Origin of the sequence: Prosthecobacter sp. (assembly GCF_044226605.1) — a bacterium.
Lineage (GTDB): Bacteria > Verrucomicrobiota > Verrucomicrobiia > Verrucomicrobiales > Verrucomicrobiaceae > Prosthecobacter.
In genome coordinates this window covers 153,475-176,181 of sequence record NZ_JBGAGS010000015.1, presented here as the reverse complement: position 1 = coordinate 176,181, position 22,707 = coordinate 153,475, and the positions used below count along the sequence as shown (strand labels likewise).

16 protein-coding genes are annotated in these 22,707 nt (G+C 62.3%); 5 read left to right on the top strand and 11 right to left on the bottom strand.

The genetic code is table 11. The annotated features are described in order from the left end of the window. Positions 1 to 3 precede the first annotated feature (3 nt). Together rfbA and ACILSO_RS21225 are read right to left on the bottom strand one after the other, a co-directional pair. The gene (gene rfbA, locus ACILSO_RS21230) at positions 4 to 891 is read right to left on the bottom strand and encodes a glucose-1-phosphate thymidylyltransferase RfbA (protein WP_395739460.1); all 888 of its coding nucleotides are present in this window, start codon (positions 889 to 891) and stop codon (positions 4 to 6) included. A gap of 162 nt (positions 892 to 1,053) precedes the next feature. Continuing rightward, positions 1,054 to 2,817, bottom strand: coding sequence for a carbamoyltransferase (locus ACILSO_RS21225; RefSeq protein ID WP_395739459.1), 1,764 nt, complete (start codon positions 2,815 to 2,817; stop codon positions 1,054 to 1,056). A gap of 272 nt (positions 2,818 to 3,089) precedes the next feature. On the opposite strand from ACILSO_RS21225, the gene ACILSO_RS21220 reads away from it, so the two are divergent. Together ACILSO_RS21220 and ACILSO_RS21215 are read left to right on the top strand one after the other, a co-directional pair. Further along, complete coding sequence (locus tag ACILSO_RS21220; protein WP_395739458.1) at positions 3,090 to 4,760, top strand: formylglycine-generating enzyme family protein; 1,671 nt, start codon at positions 3,090 to 3,092, stop codon at positions 4,758 to 4,760. 16 nt (positions 4,761 to 4,776) lie between these two features. Then, positions 4,777 to 6,555, top strand: a complete 1,779-nt coding sequence (locus tag ACILSO_RS21215) for a hypothetical protein (RefSeq protein WP_395739457.1) — start codon at positions 4,777 to 4,779, stop codon at positions 6,553 to 6,555. Positions 6,556 to 7,254: 699 nt separating this feature from the next. Here the strand turns inward: ACILSO_RS21215 and ACILSO_RS21210 are convergent. The 8 genes from ACILSO_RS21210 to ACILSO_RS21175 form a co-directional block, all read right to left on the bottom strand. Next, positions 7,255 to 7,635 carry a RidA family protein gene (locus ACILSO_RS21210; protein WP_395739456.1) on the bottom strand — a complete coding sequence of 127 codons (381 nt, stop codon included), beginning with the start codon at positions 7,633 to 7,635 and terminating at the stop codon, positions 7,255 to 7,257. A gap of 388 nt (positions 7,636 to 8,023) precedes the next feature. Then, entirely contained in the window at positions 8,024 to 12,157 is a 4,134-nt protein-coding gene (locus tag ACILSO_RS21205) for a von Willebrand factor type A domain-containing protein (protein ID WP_395739455.1), read from the bottom strand. Positions 12,158 to 12,187: 30 nt separating this feature from the next. Next, entirely contained in the window at positions 12,188 to 12,730 is a 543-nt protein-coding gene (locus tag ACILSO_RS21200) for an RNA polymerase sigma factor (RefSeq protein ID WP_395739454.1), read from the bottom strand. Between the two features lie 193 nt (positions 12,731 to 12,923). Further along, positions 12,924 to 13,547, bottom strand: coding sequence for a hypothetical protein (locus ACILSO_RS21195; RefSeq protein WP_395739453.1), 624 nt, complete (start codon positions 13,545 to 13,547; stop codon positions 12,924 to 12,926). A gap of 107 nt (positions 13,548 to 13,654) precedes the next feature. Then, positions 13,655 to 14,410: a prolipoprotein diacylglyceryl transferase gene (locus ACILSO_RS21190; protein WP_395739452.1), complete on the bottom strand. Its 756-nt coding sequence runs from the start codon at positions 14,408 to 14,410 to the stop codon at positions 13,655 to 13,657. Further along, positions 14,407 to 15,750, bottom strand: coding sequence for a radical SAM protein (locus ACILSO_RS21185; RefSeq protein WP_395739451.1), 1,344 nt, complete (start codon positions 15,748 to 15,750; stop codon positions 14,407 to 14,409). The genes ACILSO_RS21190 and ACILSO_RS21185 overlap by 4 nt, the downstream gene beginning before the upstream one ends. Further along, the gene (locus tag ACILSO_RS21180) at positions 15,750 to 16,094 is read right to left on the bottom strand and encodes a hypothetical protein (RefSeq protein ID WP_395739450.1); all 345 of its coding nucleotides are present in this window, start codon (positions 16,092 to 16,094) and stop codon (positions 15,750 to 15,752) included. The genes ACILSO_RS21185 and ACILSO_RS21180 overlap by 1 nt, the downstream gene beginning before the upstream one ends. Positions 16,095 to 16,388: 294 nt before the next feature. Beyond that, positions 16,389 to 16,610 (bottom strand): hypothetical protein, encoded by a 222-nt coding sequence (locus tag ACILSO_RS21175; RefSeq protein WP_395739449.1) that lies wholly within the window; start codon positions 16,608 to 16,610, stop codon positions 16,389 to 16,391. 485 nt (positions 16,611 to 17,095) lie between these two features. Between ACILSO_RS21175 and ACILSO_RS21170 the strand changes: the two genes are divergently transcribed. The 3 genes from ACILSO_RS21170 (at position 17,096) to ACILSO_RS21160 (ending at position 19,422) form a co-directional block, all read left to right on the top strand. Then, the gene (locus ACILSO_RS21170) at positions 17,096 to 18,379 is read left to right on the top strand and encodes a sulfatase (RefSeq protein WP_395739448.1); all 1,284 of its coding nucleotides are present in this window, start codon (positions 17,096 to 17,098) and stop codon (positions 18,377 to 18,379) included. Positions 18,380 to 18,463: 84 nt separating this feature from the next. Next, the gene (locus tag ACILSO_RS21165) at positions 18,464 to 19,102 is read left to right on the top strand and encodes a class I SAM-dependent methyltransferase (RefSeq protein WP_395739447.1); all 639 of its coding nucleotides are present in this window, start codon (positions 18,464 to 18,466) and stop codon (positions 19,100 to 19,102) included. A gap of 95 nt (positions 19,103 to 19,197) precedes the next feature. Next, positions 19,198 to 19,422, top strand: a complete 225-nt coding sequence (locus ACILSO_RS21160; RefSeq protein ID WP_395739446.1) for a hypothetical protein — start codon at positions 19,198 to 19,200, stop codon at positions 19,420 to 19,422. Between the two features lie 436 nt (positions 19,423 to 19,858). Here the strand turns inward: ACILSO_RS21160 and ACILSO_RS21155 are convergent, their stop codons facing one another. Next, positions 19,859 to 22,699 (bottom strand): DUF1553 domain-containing protein, encoded by a 2,841-nt coding sequence (locus ACILSO_RS21155; protein WP_395739445.1) that lies wholly within the window; start codon positions 22,697 to 22,699, stop codon positions 19,859 to 19,861. Between the last annotated feature and the right edge of the window lie 8 nt (positions 22,700 to 22,707).

Here is a 22,707-nt window from a genome sequence, read left to right as displayed (position 1 = left end):
TGATTAAGCGCTCTTGATGCCAACTCGGCGAACTTCGGCGCCGGTTTCGGCGAGGTAGTCGCGGTATTCGCAGCGCGGCATGCTGGAGACGAGGGTGTCGAACTGGTCGAGCGAGAGGAAGCCGCGATACAGGGCGGCTTCTTCGGGGCAGCCGAGTTTCATGCCCTGGCGTTTCTCGATGGTCTGCACGTAAGCGGAGGCTTCGTGGAGGCTGCTGCTGGTGCCGGCATCCAGCCAGGCGGTGCCGCGGCTGAGACGCTGCACGCGCAGGGTGCCGCGACGGAGGTACTCTTTGTTCACGTCAGTGATTTCGAGTTCGCCACGCGGGGAGGGCTGCAGGCTCTGGGCGATGGCGACGGCGTCGTTGTCGTAGAGATAGACGCCGGGCACGGCGTAGTTGCTGCGCGGCTGCGCGGGCTTTTCTTCGAGGGAGACGGCCTGGCCTGCGGCGTCAAATTCCACCACGCCGTAGCGTTCGGGATCGTTGACATGATAGGCGAAGATGGTGGCACCGGCGCGAAACTCGGCGAAGGCGCGCGGGAAGGCGTCGCCGCCGAAGAAGATGTTGTCGCCGAGGATCAAGGTGACGGAGTCTGAGCCGATGAAGGAAGCGGCGATGATGAGCGCCTGCGCGATGCCGTCCGGGCTGGGCTGCTCGCGGTATTCGATCGTGATGCCCCACTGCGAGCCGTTGCCGAGAAGCTGCTGAAAACGTGGCAGATCCTGCGGGGTGGAAATGAGGCAGATCTCGCGGATGCCGGAAGCAATGAGCACCGTGAGGGGGTAGTACACCATCGGCTTGTCATACACCGGCTGAAGCTGCTTGGAAGCGACCTGCGTGAGCGGGTATAAACGCGAGCCTGCGCCGCCTGCGAGGATGAGGCCTTTCATCGCGAAAGAGAAACGTGGGGATGAGAGGGAAGTGAAAATGACGAAACCAGAATGACGAATGACGAATGAATGACCAATGTCCGATGGAGCGTGTGCCGTCCGTTCATCATTGGCGCTTCGGGTTTAATTCGTCATTCCTCATTCTGGTTTCGTCATTCCGCGTCAGCGGGTGATCATCCAGTCATTCAGCACCAGCACATCCATCTTCGTGCGGAGGAAGCAGTCGAGGGCTTCCTGGGGGGTGCAGACAACCGGTTCGTTTTCGTTGAAGCTGGTATTCAATACCATCGGGACACCGGTGATCTCGCGATAGGCGCTGATCAGGCGGTGGTAGCGGGGGTTGGTTTCTTTGTGCACGGTCTGCAGGCGACCGGAGCCGTCCACATGCGTGGTGGCGGGGATCTGCGGGCGTTTGTCCACGCGCACCTGAAAGACTTCCATCATAAAGGGGACGTCGTCGTCCTGCTCGAACCATTCGCTGACGTGCTCGCGCAGGATGCTGGGGGCGAAGGGGCGGAAGGATTCGCGGCGCTTGATCTTGAGATTGAGGATGTCCTTCATGTCGGCGCGGCGAGGATCGCCCAGAATAGAGCGGTTGCCGAGGGCGCGCGGGCCCCACTCCATGCGGCCCTGGAACCAGCCGATGACCTTGCCCTCGGTAATCGCGCTGGCGGTGAGCTTGCACAGCTCGCCTTCGTCATTCATGCGGCGCACGGTGCACTGCTCGGTGGCGATGTCGGAGCTGCGGGAGTCGAGCAGGGATTTGATCGCGCTGTCCGTGGCCTGCGGACCGACGTAGGCGTGGTCCATGACGTAGCGTTGGCGGTTCTCGGTTCTCGGTTCGCTGTTGCCGGAACTGCGGGCGACCACAAAGGCGGAGCCGATGGCGCCGCCGGCGTCCCCGGCGGAGGCGGGGAGGTACATGCGCTTGAAGGGCGAATTCAAATACACCTTGCCATTGGCCACCGAATTCATGGCGCAGCCGCCGGAGAGGGCGAGATTGTCGCATCGGTAGCGGGCGTGCAGGGACTGCAGCATGGCGAAGAAGGCTTCTTCATACATGGCCTGCGCGCTGCGGGCGATGTCGCGCTGCTTTTGCTCCAGTGCATCGCCTTTTTCGCGCTGCGGGCCGAAGAGGAATTCCATGGGTTCCTTCTTGTAAAGGGTGCCGACTTCAGGACAGCAGTTGTCCCAGGTGTAATGAACGTCGTCGCTGTGGTGGCGGAAGTATTTCAGGTTCAGCTTGAAGGTGCCATCGCTCTGCACCTGCACGAGTTCGCGCATCTCCTTGAGATACTTCGGCTCGCCATACGGCGCGAGGCCCATGACCTTGTATTCATCGCCGAAATACGGAAAGCCGATGAACTGGGTGATGACGGTGTAGAAAATGCCGAGCGAGTGCGGGAAATAGATGCGGCCGTCGATCTGGATGTCATCCCCCTTCCCCATGCCCCAGGCAGAGCTGGCGAAGTCGCCAAAGCCATCCACGGAAAGGCACACGGCTTCGTCGAAATCGGACACCAGAAAGCCAGAGGCGAGGTGGGCCATGTGGTGCTCCACGCGATGCACCTGGGCGCGGAATTTCTCGGTAGGAAAGGCGGCCTGCACGGCGTCTTCAAAGCTGCCTGCGCGCTTGATGTTGCGCAGGCGCTTCATGATGAGGCCGAGGCTGGGGCGCTTGCGCAGTACGTAGAGGGCACGACGCAGGTTGTTGACGCTGGGATTGCGATTGATGGCGATGTGATCGACGTCGCTGAGCGAAAGTCCGGCATCGGCCAGGCACCACTTCATGGCTTCGGTGGGCAGGCCGGACCAGTGCTTGATGCGGCGGAAGCGCTCTTCTTCGGCAGCCGCCACGAGCTTGCCGTCTTTGACCAGGGCGGCGGCGGAGTCGCCATGGTAGGCATTCAGTCCGAGTACGATCATGCGGAGGGGGAATTCGCGGCCAAGCTGCCGCCAAAGGTCGCGCAAAAGGCGGCCTGGATTTGTCGCCGGGGTTGGAACGGCATTTTCGGAAAAAGGAGCGTGACTGTACCATGCTGATTCCCAGCGCAAAGGATAAAGTGCCTCAGCGCGTTAAGAGTTTGACACCATCCTGTGCTGGAACCTGCCTTCCCTTTAAGACAACGTGGAGACGTCCTGTGCTCGACGTATTTTTTTTGGATGAACCCTTTGTTGTTTGAAGCTACCAAGTCCTGATGCGCCTTTCCCACCTCTTTCTGCCCGTCCTAATTCTCGGCCTCGGGGCGTTTTTACCTGCACGGGGACAAGTCTCCCAGCCCGGAAACGAGGGCGCGGAGCATGTGAGCAGCCTGGGCACCAAGTTTGCCAGCGTGCCCGGCACCACCGTGATGTTTGCCATCTGGGAGACAAGGCTTTCCGAGTGGAATGAATTTCTGCGGGACAAGAAATATCCCTGGTCCTACCAGACGCACTTTCAGCAGACGCCGGAACACCCTGTGGTGGGGGTAAACATGCAGGACGCCGTGGCCTTCTGCAACTGGCTCACGGAAACGGAGCGCGCCAAGCGGCTGATCGACACCTCCCAGAGCTACCGCCTGCCGACTCCAGAAGAGTGGGACTCCGCAGTGGGACTGGCCCGCGGCCGCAAGAAGATCAGCCTCAGCGCCGAAGAAAAGCTGCTGGACGATCGCGTCTTTCCCTGGGGCGAAGACTGGCCGCCACCCGCAAAGACCGCCAACTTCGCCGAGGGCGAGATCCCCGGCTACAACGACGGCTACCCCTACACCGCCCCGGTGGGCAGTTTTGCCCCTACCAAGGAGGGCCTGTACGATCTCGCTGGAAACGTCTGGGAATGGACGCAGCCTGCAGAAGTGCGCGCCCAGCCCACGGGCATCCTCCGGGGCGGCTCCTGGGCCTACTTCCGCCCGGAGTGCCTGACCTCCACCTACCAGTATGTGGTGCCTGCGGACCTGCGCGCTCCCACCACGGGCTTCCGCGTGGTGTACGAGGACAAACGCCGCACCGCCAGCCTGCTGGCTGCGTCTGATGCCGAGAAAAAGCAGGCGCTGGACGCACGCATGAAGGCCCTGGCAGACAGCCGCAAGGTGGACGCCTCGGCAGTGGAAGCCCTGCGCAAGAAGATGCAGGGAAAGGATGACAGCGGACTGCCGGACCCGGCCTCCCTGAAGCCCGCCGCAGCAGACGGCAGCAGCTTCGTCAATGCCCTGGGCATGCGCTTTGTACCCATGCCGGACAAAAACACCGCGCTCGTGTGTGTGACGGAAACCAGCGTCCGCGATGTGGAAACGTGGATGACGGACGTGAAGCGCACCTGGACGCAGAAGCCTTCCTTCCTGCTGGGGGGAAATCACCCTGCCGCAGGTGTTTCCTGGGAGGATGCCAAAGCCTTCTGCGCCTGGCTCACGGAGCGCGACCGCGCCAGCAAGCTCATCCCTGCCAGCGCCACCTACCGCCTGCCCACGGATGTGGAGTGGAGCCTGTGCGCCGGTTTGAAGGACGAAAAAGGAGCCGACCCGGCGGAGCGGAACCTCAAGGACAAGACCCACTACCCGTGGACGCCAAAGGCAGATGACTGGAAGCCTCCGGCACTCACGGCCAATCTGGACGCCACCAAGATCCCCGGCACCACGGACACCTACTCCTACACCGCCCCGGTGGACAGCGCCCGCGCCAATGCCCTGGGCCTGTTTGAGATGGGCGGAAATGTCTCCGAGTGGTGCGAGGATGCCTGGCCCGGCGCAGCGGAGGAGCGCGTCATCCGCGGCGGCAGCTGGTTGAGTTTTGACAAGGATGCGCTGCTGACCTCCGCCCGCACGCATGCGCTGAAAAGCGTCACGCGTGCAGACCTCGGTTTCCGCGTTATGCTGGATCTCGGCACGCCTTGAGCTGCCACGAATGGCCATGAGCCAGTCTCCCATCAACAGCCCCGCAGCTCGCTCTGAGGAAGGAGTCGAGGAGAAAGTCCATCTCCGCCGCGAGCGCCGGCTGCTGCTGCTTTTGGGAGTCGGCATGGGGGTCTTTGGCGCAGCCATCTGGTATGCCTACCCGCACATCACCCCGCTGACGAAGAAGTGGCTGGCCCACCGCCACCTGCCGGAGGCGCGGCGGCAGATTCAGCAGAAAAACTGGCAGGAGGCCGCCACCTCCCTGCGCGATGCCCGACGCTGGGCTCCTGATGACCCCGAGGTGCTGCACGCCAGCCTGGACTTCGTGACCGCCGCCGCAGGTGCGGACACCCTGGGAACCCTCACGATTCTGCGACGCCTGCAGGAGATGGGCGCCGCCACGCCCGCCGACCTTACGCTCATGGGCAGGATGCACGTGCGGCAGGGGGAGCCGGCCCGGGCGCGGGAAATCTACGAGCAGCTCCCGCCTGAGACGCGCCAGCAGCAGCAGGGGCTGGAGCTGCAGGCGGATCTCCTGCAATCCGCCGGGAAGATGGCCGAGGCCGAAAACGTGAAGCGCCAGGCCCTTCTCTGCACGCCGGACGAGCCCGCAAGCCTCCGCGAATTGGCTGAAATAGACCTGCGCAGTGCGGACATGTCTCGCCGTGAAGCCATGACCACCCGCCTCTGGCAGGTGGCACGCGCTGGCGGAGCGGCCTCCGGCGCCGCCATCGAAATACTGTCCGACGCCCCTGCCCTCACCGTGCCGCAGCTTGAGGAACTCTCCGTGCTGGTGAAGGCGCTTCCAGAGCAGACCGGCGAGCGTGAACCGGCGCGGCTCAAGGTCCTTTCCGGCCGCCTGCGCCTTCAGCCGCATCTGCGGGACGAAGTGATCGACCATGAAATCATGCGCTGGAAAAACCACACGCCCACGCAAGCCACCCCTCTGGTGCTGTGGCTGGCTGGGGAGCGTGAATACGACCGCCTCCTGCGCCTGGTCCCCGCGCAGACCGCCGCACGGCACACCGACCTCCTCCCCGCCTATGTGGATGCCCTGAGAGCCACCCGTAAATGGAAGGAACTCGATGCCCTGCTGACCACGGGAGGCATCGACGCCGCCTACTCGAAGCAGCGGCTCCGCCTCTGGCAGGTGGAGGCCCAGATGCACCTGCGCCCAGACCCGGACCGCTCCCGGCACCAGTTGCTGGGGATCTTTGAAGAAGCCGGCCGTGGCGATGACCCGGGCATCACGCTGGACGCGGGCAGCCTGGCCGAGCAGCTCAGCCTGTGGGACCTCGCAGAAAAATGCTATGCCGCAGTGATCGTCAAACACGCCAGGGCCCGCACCGCGCTGCTGCCCAGGCTTTACCAGATGGCCGCCTTCCAGCAGGACGGCCCTGGGATGCTCAGCGCCAGCATCCGCCTCCTGGCCTGCACCCCGGACAACCCCGCTCTCCTAGCACAAAAGCTCTACCTGCAGGTCCTGCTCGGCATCGAGCTGGAACTGGCGGAGCAGCAGATGCAGACCGCCCTGCAGGACACCGCCGCGTCCGCCGACCAGCTCCACCTCATCCAGGCCCTGGCTGCCTACCGCTCCGGCCAGCTCGGGGCGATGGAGGCCCCCATCCGCCAGGTGGCCAAACCGGAATCCCTCAGCGCAGGCGAGCGCGTGGTTTACGCCGGCCTGCTCAAGCTCTCCGGCGGAGACCCCGGCAAAGCCTTCCGCCTGGTGGAACAAGTCTCCCCCAGCCTCCTCCTGCCCGAGGAACGCGAGTTCCGGAAACGAGCGCTGTGAGGGGGCCGTGTGTGCATGCCGCGTGCCAGCACTCCGAAGCCTTCGTCCCAAGATTGAAGGGGGCTTTGAGAAAGGGGGGAAGGCGCGCTGTCAGCAGCACACGATCGGACGCCCCATTCTTGGGACACGTACAGTGCATCCCTACCCACCCCTCGGCACGCCACTTCGCACGCGCATACCACCGGCTGGCAGGGATCCGCTGAGCCAGGTCTCAAGATGAACGCACGCAAGTTCCGCAAGCGCCAAGACTATGTCGTTGCGAGCAGCCGACGGCAAAGGGAGGCCATCATTACATGCCTCAGCTGAATGCGTCATTACTCCAAATCCAGCGGCCACCAGACTTCCACCCTTCCCTCAACGCACTAAGGACAACTGCCCACCCCTCACCTCCTGCTCATGCGGCAAACAGCGAAAGCGCGGTCGGGGCCCGAGTTGAAGGGCGATGCCACAGATGAATGAACGGCGCACTATCCATCTGTGCGGTTTACCGCCGCTTTCGAGCGATGAATTGCCCGCGGAAAGCTCCAGAGGACTGGAGCACTCCACGACGCTATCGCGACGGTTTGATACTCAAGACACTACAACGAGTTGTTTAACCACTTGCACCGCCTCGGTCCATGCCGATAACGCGTTACTTTAACGTTACCTCATCGTTACATTTTTCACCCGGCAACCTGCAGCACCGATCTTGATGACGGTTTAAGACAATGCCGCCATGACCTCGATTTCCACCAAGGCACCCAAGGGCAGACCGGCGACGGCGACGGTGGAGCGGGCGGGTTTGTGGCCGGCGAAGGCGGCTTCGTAAAGGGGGTTCACTTTGGGAAAGTCGGCCATGCTCTGCAGGAAGACGGTGGCTTTGATGACGTCGCTCATTTTCAGGCCCTGGGCTTCGAGGAGGGCGCGGATGTTGGCAAGCACCTGGGTGGTCTGGCCTTCGACGTCGGTGGCGACGATCTTGCCAGCGGCGGGGTCGATGGGGATCTGGCCGGAGCAGAAGAGGAGGCCGCCATGCTTCACAGCCTGGGAGTAAGGGCCGACAGCAGCGGGGACATTGGGGGTGTTGTTGATGAGGTCCATGGGTGCCTGCTTTTATGCGGCGGGGAAGGTGGGAGCAAGCGGGGAAAAGGATGAAGGATGAATTAGGAAGGATGAAATTTCCCGCGCGAATGGCTACGAAGTCAGCAGACCCCGCGAGAGTTTGAGGGACCAGGATGGTCCCACTCCTACCGGAGCTTCGCTACTCGGAGGCACCGGCAGTGGCGCGGCTGCGCGTCGAGCTTGGAAGCGGTGGGTGTAGAGAGGCTGGGGGATCCAGATGAGGATGGTAAAAGATGGATGGTAAAAGATTCAGAATTCTGATTTCTGAAATTTTCTACCCACCCATCTTTCTACCCGATTTCTGGTCCTGTAAGACTGCGACGGCATCCCATCCCTGACTCCGGTTGAGGCGAACGGGACTATTTGGTTAGCGCGTCTCCTTCAAGCCGCGGGCTTTGTCGATGAGTTGGAGGAACTCGCCGCGGTAGCCGAGTTTGTCAGCGCCTTTGCCATCAAGGGCCAGGCGGCGGACGGTTTCCCAGCCAAGGGTGCCTTTGTAGGTGGAGTCGCGGAGCAGAAGGCCGAAGCCGGCCACGGCGGCGCTGAATTTGTACTCCTCGGTGCTGGAGGTGAGGGTTTTGCCTGTGTCCTTGGTGGGCAGTTCGATGAGCTTGCTGAGATCGCTGTCGGGGGCTTTGTAACGCAGCTTCACGGTCATGGTCTCGCCGCTCTTGGCAGCCTCTGCGAGCTGGGCGGGGGTGAAGACGGAGGGCTGGGTCTGGTATTTCAGGGGATCCACAGCGGGGCGGCCTTCGGCTCCGGCGGGCAGATTGGCGGGGACCAGTTCGTAGAGGGCGACGACGCTGTGGCCGGCGCCGATCTCGCCGGCGTCCTTGGTGTCGTCATTGAAATCTTCCTTGGCAAGCAGGCGGTTTTCATAACCGATGAGGCGGTAGCTGCGCACAGCGGCGGGATTGAACTCGACCTGGATTTTGACGTCTTTGGCGATGGTTTCGAGCGTGCTGCCCATCTGCTCGACGAGCACCTTGCGGGCTTCGCTCAGGCTGTCGATGTAGGCATAGTTGCCGTTGCCTTTGTCGGCCAGGGTTTCCATGGTGCGGTCCTTCAGATTGCCGGTGCCGAAGCCGAGGACGCTGAGGAAGACGCCGGTCTTGGCCTTGTGCTTGATGAGTTTTTCCAGTTCGTCGGGGGAGCTGACGCCGACATTGAAGTCGCCATCGGTGCAGAGGATCACGCGGTTCACGCCGCCTTTGATGAATCCGGCCACTGCCTGCTCGTAGGCCAGCTTGATCCCGGCACTGCCGTGGGTGCTGCCACCAGCGGCGAGGCGGTCGATGGCGGCGAGGATCTCGGCGCGCTTCAGGCCATTGGTGGGCGGCAAAACGACGCCGCTGCTGCCGGCATAGACGACCATCGTCACGCGGTCCCCTTCCCCGAGCTGCTCGGTGAGCATGCGCAGGGACTGCTGCACGAGCGGGAGCTTGGCGGGCTCGTTCATGGAGCCGGAGACATCGACGAGGAAGACGAGGTTGCTGGGCTTGCGGTTCTTGTCCATCTCACGGCCTTTGATGGCGATGCGGGCCAGCCTGTGCACGGGCTGCCAGGGGCACGGGGCCAGCTCCACACGCACGGCGAAAGGTTCCTTGGCATCATGCGCAGGGCCTTCTTCGGAAGTGGGGAAATAATTAACGAGCTCCTCGATGCGCACGGCATCGGGCGGCGGGATCATGTTCTGGTTCAGGAAGCGGCGTACATTGGCGTAGGAGGCGGTGTCCACGTCAATCGAGAGCGTGGAGAGCGGCTCGCGCTGCACGTCCTTCATCTCGTTTTCGATGATGCGGGTGTAGGATTCGTTGGAGGAGTCAGATTTGCGGGTGACGGCGATCTCCTTTAGCTCCGTGAGTTCTTTACTGGAGTCGGATGCCGTGGAGTTGAGGCTGAAGTAGCGCGTGTCTCCGACATCCATGTCGACCACGAGGGAAACGGGCGGTGTGGCGGTGGCGGCCGTGACGATGGCCGTAGATGCGGCCGGAACAGGCTCCGCCCTAGTTCCGTCAAGCATCGTGTGCTGCGGGGGATTTTGGCCTGCAGGACCAGCGGTGGTGACGGTCACGTTTCCTCCTGCCTGGCGCGTAACGACCATGCCACCACTGGAGAGCGTGACGGTGGGCTGCTGGGGAGCTGCAACCAAGGTGCCGACAGGGGCGGTGATGACCGTGCCACCGGCAAGCGTGAGGGCTGGGGCAGGCTGAGGATTCTGCACCAAGGGTGCGGGTGCGCCTGCAATGCCCCCACTAAAGGTGGTGGTGTTCATCTGTGGCCGCGATGGCGCGGCGGTGGTGAGGTTGGAACTGGTGGATGCGAAGACGGCACCTGCTGACACTGTGGCAGGGGCCGCCCCGTTGATATTGAAGGTGACCGTGGGCACCGGAGTTCCGGACGCAGTGCCATTGAGGTCCAGCGTTGCACCAGAGTTCATGGCGGTGGCGGCGACCCGGGCGGCCTCGTTCTTGTCAAATCCTCCCACAGCAGAGAGAGGGGTGGCTGCTCCCAGCGTTAGTTGCTGGATGTCATTCATGCCGTAGCCGCCAGTGTTGCCAAGCTGGCCGATGTTTTGGATGCCTCCGAATGCGTGGCCAAAGCTCACGCTGGCGGTGCCCAAATCATCATTTGAAGTGGTGGGGGAGATCGTGGGAGAAATGCTGGCCCCGGCGGCCGTGGCTGCACCCGGGCGGGGAGCAGACGCGCTCAAGGTGCCACCGTTGACACTGTCCCCTACGATGAACCTGTTGGCTGCCATGTAGTTTTTGATATCAGAGCGGAGGAGCGCCCCGGAGCCACTGGATGCCGTGGAGGAGGACGGGGCTTTGGCCGCTTCTGCTCCGCTCGTCTTCAAGGTGCCATCGTTCACGATCGTGTAGCCGTTGTAGGTGTTGGCGCCGTTCAAGGTCAGTGCACCGCTGCCAGCGGCGACCATCGGCGTGGCTGCCGCGGGGCTGGCGGCAGGGGCGCTGGACGAGATGGTATCGATGCTGAGCGTGCCTGCACTGACGGTGGTAGCACCGGTGTAAGTGTTGGCGCCAGACAAGGTCAGGGTGCCAGCGCCGGTTTTGGTCATGGCCGCGCTGCCGCTGACGTCCGAGATGATCATGGAAGAACCCGCCATGGGTGTAGATGAGGGCGCGGCCGCAGCCATGGGGGAAGCCGGAGCTGCGGTGGCAGTGCCGCCCGCAAGACCGCCATTGACCGTAACGCTGCCAGCGAAGTTGTTTGAGGAGGAGTCTTTCGTGGTGATGCTCGTCACCATCGCACCCACAGGAATGCCGGTGCCGGAGACGACCTTGCCCACCTGGATTTGATTTGGTCCCACCGGAGCTGGAGCGGGCGTGCTCACTGCAGTGCCGAAGCTTGCTCCTGCGCCGAGGGTGTTGCCGCCAGGCAGGATCACCGGCCCGGGTTGCGGAGTCATCGTGAATTCAGCGGGGTAGGCGAACTCACGGACGACGGTCATGGAGGACTTCGTGCCGGATTTGACGGTGATCGTGGAGCTTTTCATCAGGTCCACCGGCAGGTTTCCACCAGCATCCGCACGGGCCTCCGCCAAGGTCCCCTGCCCCGTGCCCTGTTTCGCGATACCGCCTGCGCCGGAGCCCCCGCCGAACGTGACGCCTTCTGTGGGTGTGAGAACAGGGCTGCCATAGTTGATGAAGCCATTGAACTCGATGACTTGCGGAACCAGAGACATGTCCACAGAAGCCAGACTCGAGGCCGCAGGTGCGGGCACCGCTGTGGTGATGGAGGACGGCACCGCAGGCGAAGCGGGCGTCTTGTCCATACTTCCGCCAAAGTTCAGCGCGTAGGCGTTCTGATCCTGGATCTGCTTGAGCTTGGTCACGTCTCCGGAGGTCATGACGCTCTGCTCTTTTTTGAGGACGATCGTCGGCAGCGCAGGGGCGGCGGCCACGGGGTCGGGTGGTGGCAGCTTGCCTGCGGGCTGTGGCTGGAGCACGGACCCTCTGGCCTGTTTGTCTGCATTCGCGATCAGATCCGCCTGCCCCGCCTTCTTCTTGACTTCCAACGGCGAAGGGGCCTGCACTTTAAAATTGGGTTCCCCAGGGGCCGCAGGCGTGGCAGCCAGAGCCAGACGGGACTCGGCCTTCCGGTGGGAAAGGGTCTGCCACGTCCAAAAGCCGCCCAGCACGGCACAGGCGGCAATGCCGAGGCGGACGATGACGCCGAAGTTCCACCGCGTCTGCGCTGGCCTGGGAGCAGGCCGGGATGCGGGCGGTGTTTTTTCAGAGGGCGGCCGGCCCCCTTGCTCCGCGGGACGGGAGGCTTGTGCCACGAGACGCTCGCGCTGTTTGTCGGTGAGAGCGAGGGAGTCGTCCCGCAGTTCGGCGAGGAGGAAGTCGCAGAAGGCTTTCGTTTCATCGGCCTTCTGTTTGTCCTGGGGATTTTCGAGCAGCGCCGCCTCGAGCTGCTGGCGGTCTTCGGCGCTGGCTTCATTGAGCGCCCAGGCGGTGATTTGTTCCGGTTTCATGATCTGCAAAAAAGAGTGGGGGGAGTGGGTTCAGGCGAGGGCATGCTTGAGTTTCGCGGCCTGCGGAGGCTGCTCGTGCGCATGCCATTTGGTCTTCAGGGCGGCGACGCCGTGGTGGATGAGGTAGCCCACATTGCCGATGCTCGTCTGCATGGCGGCGCTGATCTGCTGGTAGTCGAGTCCGGCGATGAACTTGAGCCGGACGGCCTCGCGCTGGCGCACGGGCAGGGTGTCGATGAGTTCGCGCAGGGCCGTGGCCGTCTCGCGCTGCTCCAGGGCTTCGCTGGGGGCGGGGTCGGCGGAAGTTTCGAGGTCGAGAGTTTCGGTTTCCATAACGACGAGGCGTTGATGTTTGCGGTGATGGTCGAGGGCACGATTGCGGCACACGGTGAAGAGCCAGGGGGCAAGGCGCTCGGTATCGAGCGTGGCGATGTGCTGGCTGAGCTTCACAAACACGTCCTGCACGATGTCCCGCGCGTCTTCCAGGTCACCTGTGTAACCGTGCGCGTAGCGGATGAGGGGCCGCTCGTAGCGCTGCAGGGTTTCGAGGAAGAGGTCGTGCGAGTCGCTCATGTGGGTGTGTTCGGCGGGCATCACGGCGGAAGCCGGAATATCTTGGAAGTTTTTTTCGCGGATGGCGAGATAGAAAGGCCCTGCGTGGCTGGCGCGGGGATGAAAACGGGCGCTGCGGGGTCATGAGCTATGCTCCTTTCGTAGAACGAGAGGGCTGCTGTGCCAGAGCGCTGCTGCACCGGTGCGGGCAGATTTACCGGAAGAGTTTCTTCTCCACCACGGGACCGTTTACCAGCACGCGGCGTTTGGCAAAGTCGAGGATCATGAGGGCGTCTGGCTTTGCGCCTTTGATGTGCTGCTCTCCGGACTGGACGGTGGGGTCTCCTTCGAGCACGATCTCGGAGGAGTTTCTGCGGAAGTGAATGCGCTGCGCGATGCCAAAGAAGGTGCCGTCTTTGGTGATGACGGTGACCTTGCTGCGGTTGCTGGCACGGGCGAGCAGAGGCCACTCCTGCTTCTCCTGCTTTACATACACAAGATCCTCACCCTGCAGCAGCACGAAGGGAAATTCATTGAGCGCGAGCTGGCGGCGCGTGTCATCGATGGAGCCGAGCGTGCCGTCCGTGCTCGAGCCCGCGGCGATGGCCAGCAGGTAGGTGACCATGCCCATGAGGTCCCCTGCCCTCCCGGTGATGCCCGAACCGGCGCGTCTGGCCTTCGGCGAGCCTTTGGGCAGCTCTGCATCGGTGATAAAGAGGCTGCGCGAGACGAGCCTGTTGGCCTGCACTTCCAGCATGGGGCCGGGAAGCGCAGCCCACTGCTTCAAATCTGGAAACGGCAGGTGGTCCAGCGGCCCCGAGGTCAGCGGATCTGACACGCTGCGCACAGCCCTGTAAGCGAGCGAGCCCTCATGCATTTTGCAGGAGGAGAGAACAGGGAGGGCAAGGCATAAAACCGGCAGCAGACACCGGGGGGAATTCCAAATCATGATCGCGCTAGGCTGTCACCGCCACCTGCGTGCGCAAGCATTGATTTCGTGCGCCGCCACATCATGAAAAGCCCTAGCACCACGCACGCCGCCGAGATGAACTGGTAGCCACTGAGACCGTGCCAGAGCTTAGGCGTGTCCCGCATGAACTCGTGCAGAAAACGGAAGACTCCATAGGCTGCGAGGTAGAGGAAAAACAGCCGGTCACGCAGCAGCCCGCGCCTTTGCAGCAGCAGCAAGACCGCGAGGATGAGCACCTGAAACGCGCCCTCCACCAACGGCGCAGGCCAGCGCGCCACGCCCTGCACATCGCGCACGGCAAAGACTCCCGCCGCCGGCCTGCCGAGGCAGCAGCCGTTCACATAGCAGCCCATGCGCCCGAGCAGGATGCCCACGGGCACGATGACCGCAAAGGCATCTCCCGTCGAGCTGCGGTGGCCCACGAGATGCTTCACCCACTCCACCCCGGCATACGCGCCCAGCAGGCCGCCGAGCACGGACTTGCCGGTGGCCCAGCGCAGCAGGCGGTCCGGCTGCTGCCACTCCAGCCAGCCCTCCGCCATCAGGTAGGCCGCCTTGGCCCCGGCAAAGCCGCCGATCAGCGCCCCGAGGTAGATCAGCAGCATGTCGCTGCGCCCCTTTGCCCGCCGATACCAGAACACAGCACCCACTGCCACGCCCAGCATCATGCATAGCGCATAAACCGGGCTGCCGGGAAGAAACTGGTGCTGCGGGAAGGAAGAGGGATTCACAGGGCCTGGCGTGTGTCGGCAAAGCCGGAGTAGTAGCGGCAGAAGGAGTCGAGCTGGCCGTCCGGCCGGATGACATGCGTGCAGCAGCGGTCGATGCGGTCCTCATCCCACGTCCACGCATCCATGAAGGGTTTCACCATCAGGCGGAAGGCCATGCTGCGCGTCTTTTCCATGGTCTTCAGCAGTTCGCCCAGCGGCTCGTTTTCACAGCCGCACTGCGCGAGATCCGCAAGGGTGTAGTGGATCTTGTCCTGCAAAAAGCCCTGCAGCTTGCTGAAGTCCAGGAAGTCGCTCACATGCCACACCTGATCCTCCCGCCGGATGAGATAGCCGATGGTGGCGCAGTTCGGGTCCCCGCAGGGCAGCGGCGTGAAGTCCTCATAGCGGAGCTGCCCCTGCGACTGCTCCACGGCGGCCATGAGGATGTCCGCCGTGTTCAGGCGCTGCTTCGCGGAAGGCGCGGCGTTGCGTCCGCTGAGAAACTCCGGCTGAAAGGTGATGCCGTGGATGTTCCGGTCCGCGAGGCCATGGCTCACCGTCTGCCAGAGATGCGGCAGATTTTCATGCGTCACCGTCATGGCAAGCGTGACGGGGATGTTGGCCGCCGCGAGATTGGCCAGCGCCTTTTGTTTCACCTCGCGCAGATCCGCACCGCGCAATGCGCTGTGTCCTTCCTCCTGCAATCCATCAAACTGCAGATACACCTGCAGGCCGCCGTTGTGAAAAATCTCGCCCAGTTCCTGACAAAGCGCGGGCTCTTTGGCAAAGCGGATGCCGTTGGAGTTGATGAGCAGGAAGTCGATTTTCTCATGCGCCTTCGCCCAGCGGCAGAGTTCGGCGAGCTGCGGGTGCAGCGTGGGTTCGCCACCGGAGAGCTGCAAAATTTCGATCTTCCCTTTGCGTGCGATGACGCCGTCCACACGCGCCTGGATGTCCGCCATGGGAATGGCGTCCACCTTTGAGCCGATGCCGACTGGCGAATCCGCGTAGCACGTCGGACAGGCGAGATTGCAGGAGTTCACAATCTCGATGAGCGCCAGGCAGGTGGAGAGCGTCTCGATGGGATTGGTGCCGCGTCCTGCGGCGTTGCGCCCCAGCGTCCCGACGGACGTTCCCTCCGCCGTGCAGCACGCGCCCCCGGAGCAGCAGCGGTTCTCTTCCTTCCCCTGCGCCAGCCAGTAGAAGCGAGCATCACTGGCGATGCACGCGCTGAATTCCCCATGCGCGATGCAGCGGCGCTTCAGGTACACTTTGCCGCTCTGCTGCTCGACGGTCGCCGGGCATGGCCTGTGGCACTTCGGGCAGCGCGAGGTGGTGCGTTTCAGCAGCTTGGCCGTCATTAATGGAAACTCCTGTTGTTCATGATCGTCACACAGCCGACAAAGAAGGAGACCAGCATCAGTCCCCACCCGCCGACGATCAGCGCCGCGATCAAACAGCCCGAGCGCTTCCTGCCAAGCCTCACGGAGGAAACCACGTGCGAGATCAGGATCACAGCCGCGCCAGCCCAGCAAATTGCCACGCTGAGCGGCGTATCCGGCAAATGATCCACCACCGGAATCGCAGCCCCGGGCATGACCACGGTGGCAAGAATCCACGCCAGCCACCAGCCGCCACTGGCTGCCGCAGCGGGCGGTGGAACCGGAGGAGGATCAGGTGCGGGCGGCAGCAAGGAGTCAGACATGGCTCAATGAGTGGAAAAGTTTCGGGTGCATCCGGCGAAAAAAGACGCAGGCATCAGACACCAGCCTCGTGCAGGCAGAACGATGCCCGCCAAAATCCAACTGATCCACCAGGCCCCTCTGCGGAGAATGGCAGACTGTGACATGGGTGGAGGAGCTTCATTCATGTCTTGAAAATTGGGTCGAGAGCCATGCGAGGTGGTGATGTCTGCAGGCGGCACGCTTCAACCATCCCGGGGATACAACCGCGAATCCCTCGCGCTGCAAGGCGCTTTCCGTTTGAGGCGTCATCACGATCAGTATGGAGCATTCATCGCGCAGCCGAAGAACAGCACTAGCAACAGCAGCGCATAGCCGCCGAAAAACAGCACATGGAACATGCAGCCTTTGGGGGCAAGCTGGCTGCACGACAGCAGGTGAAGGAGCACGGCGGAAAGCCCCAGCGCAACCGCGAAGCCCTGGGAGATCTTCCCACCGTTGCTCAAACCCAAAAAAACCGCAACGGGCGGCAGGACCAAGACGCTAAGGATCCACGCAATCCACCAGCCGCCACCGGCTGGAGCGGGCGGTGGAACCGGAGGAGGACCGGAAGGTGGTGATGAAGGGCCTTCGGGTTCAGACATCGTTCATCAAATGTGAGGCATGGGAAGCACACAGCCAGCAGAGATAAATGCCCCCATCAGCACCCAGCCGCCAAGGGCCATGAGAAAAAGCGGGGGGCTGCCTTTTTGATTCATTTTGATGCAGGATGCCGTGTGCAAACTTAGACCTATAAAAATCAGGAAAACAGCAAGGATGATCCTGGGATAGCTTGGTTGAGACAGCAGTATTCCAACAATGGCAGGCAGAACGATGCTGGATGCAATCCACACAAACCACCAGGAACTTTTCGCAGGTTGAGGTTGCTCGTGATTTACTCCCATGCCCCGCATTCAATCACCCGCCCCACCTTCTGGCAAGATGCTTTGCGGCGCGTTCGTTTTCATGCGCCCCAACCACGCTCATGATCCGCCGCCTTTTCCTCTCGCTGCTTGCCTTTCCCTGCCTCCTCAGCGCTGCTGATGCGCCGCCGAACATCGTCATGATCATTTCGGATGATCATTTGTACAGCGACTACGGCTTCATGGGAAACACCGTGGTGCAGACGCCGAACCTGGACCGGCTGGCTGCGGAGAGCCGTACCTTCACGCGGGGCTACGTGCCCTGCAGCCTCTGCTGCCCCAGCCTGGCCACGATGATCACCGGGCTGTATCCGCATCAGCACAAAGTCACCAGCAATGATCCGCCCATCCCCGCAGGCATGAAGCCCAGGGAATTTTCAGGCAGCCCGCAGTTTGAAGCCGGGCGCGAGGTGATGAGCAAGCACCTCGAAGAAGCGGGCACGCTGCCCACCATGCTGAAACAAAAGGGCTACCTCAGCCTGCAAACCGGCAAGTGGTGGCAGAAGAGCTACGAGCGTGGTGGCTTCACCCATGGCATGACCCACGGCGGGCGCCATGGCGATGCAGGCCTGGACATCGGTCGCAAGACCATGAAGCCCATCTATGATTTCATCGCCGAAGCCAAAAAGCAGCAGAAGCCCTTCATGGTCTGGTATGCGCCCATGATGCCGCACGATCCGCACACGCCACCGCAGCGCCTGTTTGACAAGTACAAGGACAAAACCCCGAGCGTTCCCGTGGCGAAGTACTGGGCCATGGTGGAGTGGTTTGATGAAACCTGCGGCGAACTAATCAAGCACATCGACGACCAGGGCCTGAAGGAAAACACCATCTTCGTTTACCTCAGCGACAACGGCTGGATCACCAATCCCAAGACCGGCCGCTATGCCGAGAAGTCAAAGCAAAGCCAGTATGACGGCGGCCTGCGCACCCCCATCATGATCCGCTGGCCTGGCCATGTGCAGCCAAAAAAGACCGAGGAACTCGCGCAGTCCATCGACCTCGTGCCCACGCTGCTCAGGGCTGTGGGCATCGAGCCGACCAAGACCTTCCCCGGCATCAATCTGCTGGACGACTCCGCCGTGAGCTCTCGCAAGACGCTCTATGGCGAATGCTTCACCCACAACTTCGTGGACCTCAATGTGCCCGCCTCCAGCTTGAAGTGGCGCTGGATTGTGGATGGCTACGACAAGCTCATCGTCCCCCACGCCGCCAACCAACCCAACGACGTGGTGGAACTCTACGACCTAAAAGCCGATCCCACCGAAGAGAAAAACCTCGCCACGGGTCAGACCGACAAAGTGAAGGCGCTGAGTGCCAAGCTCGATGCGTGGTGGAAACCGTGAGCGTAGGATGCAGAGTCCTCAGAAGGCGGCTGAGAAGCAGTTTGGCTTCGTCAGCTTCCGCTGCACTCTGCGGAGGCCGCCACCATGTCCACCCTTTTTTATCCGCGCAGAGACAGTTCGTTTATCGACTCCGAGGTCGCAGTTCTGCACGCGCTGCAGGACCACGAGTTTGACCAGCACTACCCCGAGCACATCCGCGTGCAGTCCGACTGCCACTGGACGCCGGTGGAGGTCTGCCACACCGCCTTGCAAATGCTCGCAATACAGCCGCAAACCCGCGTGCTGGACATCGGCTGTGGCCCCGGAAAATTCTGTGCCATCGGTGCAGCCACCACGCAGGGCCATTTCACCGGCGTGGAGCAGCGCGGCAGGCTCGCCACAGCTGCACGCGAGATGCTGCACCTTCATCGCATCACGCGGGCGGAAATCATTCACGGCAACATCACCGCGATGCCGTTTGACAGCTTCGATGCCTTTTACCTTTTCAATCCCTTTGAAGAAAACATCCTTCCGATGCTGCGCATCGATCGTGAAGTCGAGATGGCCTCTCAGCTCTACGACGACTACACCCTGCACGTGCAGACGCAGTTGGAACAGAAGCCCGTGGGCACACGCGTCGTTACCTATTATGGCCACTGCGCCGAGGTGCCAGACTGCTACACCTGCACGGAGACCGCCTACGATGGAACGCTGAAGCTCTGGATTCGTGGCGCGATGGAGTGAGGCCGTCAAGGGGCTGGGCCCAGTCTCTTGACCATCCCTTGCCCCCTTGCCTATCTGTGCTAGTTTCGCTTTCCCCCACAAAACATTCCTCCTCCATGATCGGCTTGCTGGTTGCCTTCCTTCTTTTCGCGATAGCCTTCTTCAACTTCACGCTGCTGAAGGGCTGGCTGCACGTGCATCCGCTGGACTTGGAATACTCGCAGGCCTGGCTCCAGAAACACCGCCACACCACCAAGCTCACCGCCCTGCTCACCTCCGGCTCCGGCGTCGTGTGCGTGCTGGATGCGATGGAGGTCGTGAAACTGTTTGCTGCGCCTTGAGAGTGGCGCAATTTGCCAGCCCCAGAAAGCCACCTCTCATGAACTTGCCACGGGCTTTCAATCATGATGAACGGGGCCATCGCCTCCCTCCCAAACACTCGTGCTTATGATCGGCTGGCTCATCGCACTCTTCAATTTCGCCCTCGCGTTCGGCAACATCAGTCTGCTGAAAGGTTGGATGTTGATACGTCCTGGAGATCAGGGGTTTTCAAAGGCATGGGTCATAAAAAATCGTTCTTCACTGCGCAGAACCGTATTTTTCTCCACGATGGCAGGCGTCGTTTGCACACTCTTCATGCTTGGAGTGATTCAGCCTCCCACACCTTAAAGCTGGGGGTTGGTGGCCGGCGAACATTGAACAGCCAGAGCAAATACCCCCTCCATCATTCTCCCTGGCACGACGGCCGCCGAAGGCCGCCCCCCGCCTCGTCCCTCCTCAATCCAAAAACCGAAACTCCGGCGTGGACCACAGGGTCTGAATGAACCTCGCCCACAGGTCCCGCACGTCCTCCGCGGTCGCGTTGCCGGAGAGGCTGGACTCCAGGAACTCCCGCACCTGCGTTTTCTCATTCGCCGTGGGCTTGCGTTGAAGGGACTCCTGGAATGCGTTGTCGATGCGCGGGTCCATTTCCTGCGCTGACTTGAGCACGCGATCCGCGGCAAACCGCGCCTGCTCGATCACCTTGGGCGAATTCATGAGAAACAGCGCCTGCGTCGCCACGGTGCTGGTGGTGCGCTGGGCGATGGGCTGGTTGATGTCGGCGAAGTCGAAGACTTCAAACAGCGGGTGGCGCACGTTGCGGAAGGCGGCGGTGTAAAGGCTGCGGCGGGTGTCGAGGAACTGGTAGCCGTATTCGATGTTTTGAATCTTCTGGTCGTTCGCATCGACGGTTTTCACATCGCTCACGCCCGGGCCGCCAAAGGCCCGGTCCAGCGTGCCGGCGGCGGAAAGCATGGCATCGCGCAGGCACTCCGCATCCATGCGCTTGCGGTTCATGTGGCTCAGCAGACGGTTGTCCGGATCTTGGGAGAGCGTGGGCGCGCTGGAGCTCATGCGGTAGGCGTGGCTCATGACCATCTGCTTCACAAGGTGCTTCAGGCTCCAGCCGTCTTCGATGAACTTCAGCGCCAGATGATCGAGCAGTTCGGGATGGCTCGGCGCCTCCCCGGTGGAGCCAAAGTTGTCCGTGGTGCGCACGATGCCCGCACCAAAAACCCAGTGCCACACGCGGTTGACCATGATGCGCGCTGTGAGCGGATTTTCCGGTGAGGTGATCCATTGCGCCAACTCGAGGCGGCCGCTCGCATCTGCCGGCATGGTGGGTGCCTTGCCATGCAGCGCAGCCTGAATGAAGCCACGCGGCACCGTCGCACCGAGATTGCGTGTGCTGCCGCGGATGTGGATCTTCGCATCCTCCGGCGCGGTGTCGTCCGCCACGGACATGGCCTCAGGGCGGTCGGGCTGGTCCTTTTGCAGGACCTTGAGTTCCTTCTCCAGTTCAGCGAGCTGGCGCTTGAGCTTGGTGGCGGTGGGCGATTCCTTTTTTGCCACCGGCTCGTTCGGCGTGGCTTCTTCCGCAGGGAGGAACTGCACCGCATCCACCGTGACATAGCCCTGGGAACTGGCATTTGAAATGAGCACAAAGCCCTGCCCGTTGGCTTCGAAGCGGTAGGTGCCCAGAGAGGCAAACTGCAGGCCCCTGAGGCTGTCCGTGCTCAGCTTGATGGCTTTCAGGTCCTCGCCATCGGCGTGCAGGATGGTCACGGTGGCGCTCTCGGCGCGATTGGGTCCCGCATTAAAGGCCACGCGCACTTCGTAGCGTCCGGTCTTGGGAAGCTTCGGCGTGAAGGTCACGGTCTTCTCGCCCTTCCCTTCGTTGTTGTCGCTGAGATAGCCCGCGCCGATGTAGGGTGCGTAGCTGGTGGACTGCTTCCACATGCCGACCTTCTGCGCCGCGCTGTCATCCACCACGATGCCTGGGAGATCGCTCAGGGCGATGGTTTTGCGTGTGCGCAGATCCGCGCTGCCTGCATCTCGCAGGCTGTCTTTAAGCTGAGCGATCTGATCTTTGAGCTCGTTCACCTGCTTCTCGTGCTTTTGCAGTTCGGACTCCGCCGCGCCATCCAGCGGCAGGGGGGTGTCGATCCAGTGGGCCACGTTGTCGGTGTAGTTTCGCAGCGTCTTGGTGCTGCGCATGATGCCCGCCAGCGCGTAGTAATCGCGCGCGGAGATGGGGTCAAACTTGTGATCGTGGCAGCGCGCGCAGCCGATCGTCATGCCGAGGAAGGCGCGGCCCATGGTGTCGAGCTGCTCGTCCACGATATCCATGCGCAGCATGCCCTTGTCCTGCTCCTCGTAGTTGGTGGGCCCCAGCGCCAGAAAGCCTGTGGCAGTGACCTGGCGGCGACGTGCGGCGGCGTCTTGGGCAGGCATGATGTCTCCCGCCAGATGCTCGGTGATCATGCGGTCCAGCGGCACGTTGTCGCGAATGGATTCGATGACGTAATCGCGAAACCTCCATGCGTCCTTGAACGGCAGCGAGCGCCCGCCGCCGGAGGATTCCGCAAAGCGCGTGATGTCCAGCCAGTGCGAGGCAAAACGCTCCGCAAAGGCGGTGGAGGCCAGCAGTTCATCCACCTTCTTTTCATAGGCCGCATCCGTCAGCTTTGCCGCCTCTGTCTTTTCGGGTGGCAGTCCGGTGAGATCAAACGCCAGCCTGCGCAGCAAGGTGGCGGCACTCGCATCCGGCGCCGGGGTGAGCTTGTTTTCTTCCAGCTTCGCCAAAATGAAGCGGTCGATGTCATTCGCAGGCCAGGCGGTGTTTTTGACAGCGGGAACCGGCGCAGCCTTGGGCGGCTGAAAGGACCAGAAGCTCCCATCGGCGCGGGCGCTTTTCGATTTGCCCCCGCTGCTGGCCACTTCATCGCGCGGATCCGGCGCCCCGTCATCGATCCACTGCTTGATGTCCGCGATCTCGCTGTCCTTGAGCTTGCGCTTCGGCGGCATTTTCAGATCGCGGTCCGAGTAGCACACGGCCTGCCACAGCTTGCTCTCGGCGCTCTTGCCCGGCACCACGGCGGGCCCGCTGTCGCCACCCATTTGCCAGCCAGCACGCGAGTCCAGGCGCAACCCGCCCTTCTGCTTGTCCGGCCCGTGGCAGTCGATGCAATTGGCGATGAGCAGCGGCCGGATGCGCTGCTCAAAATGCGTCATGTCCGCGGCACTGGCAGCGGTCGTCAGAAAGGCGAATACGAAGGCGGGGGCGCGTCGGATCATCAGGGGGT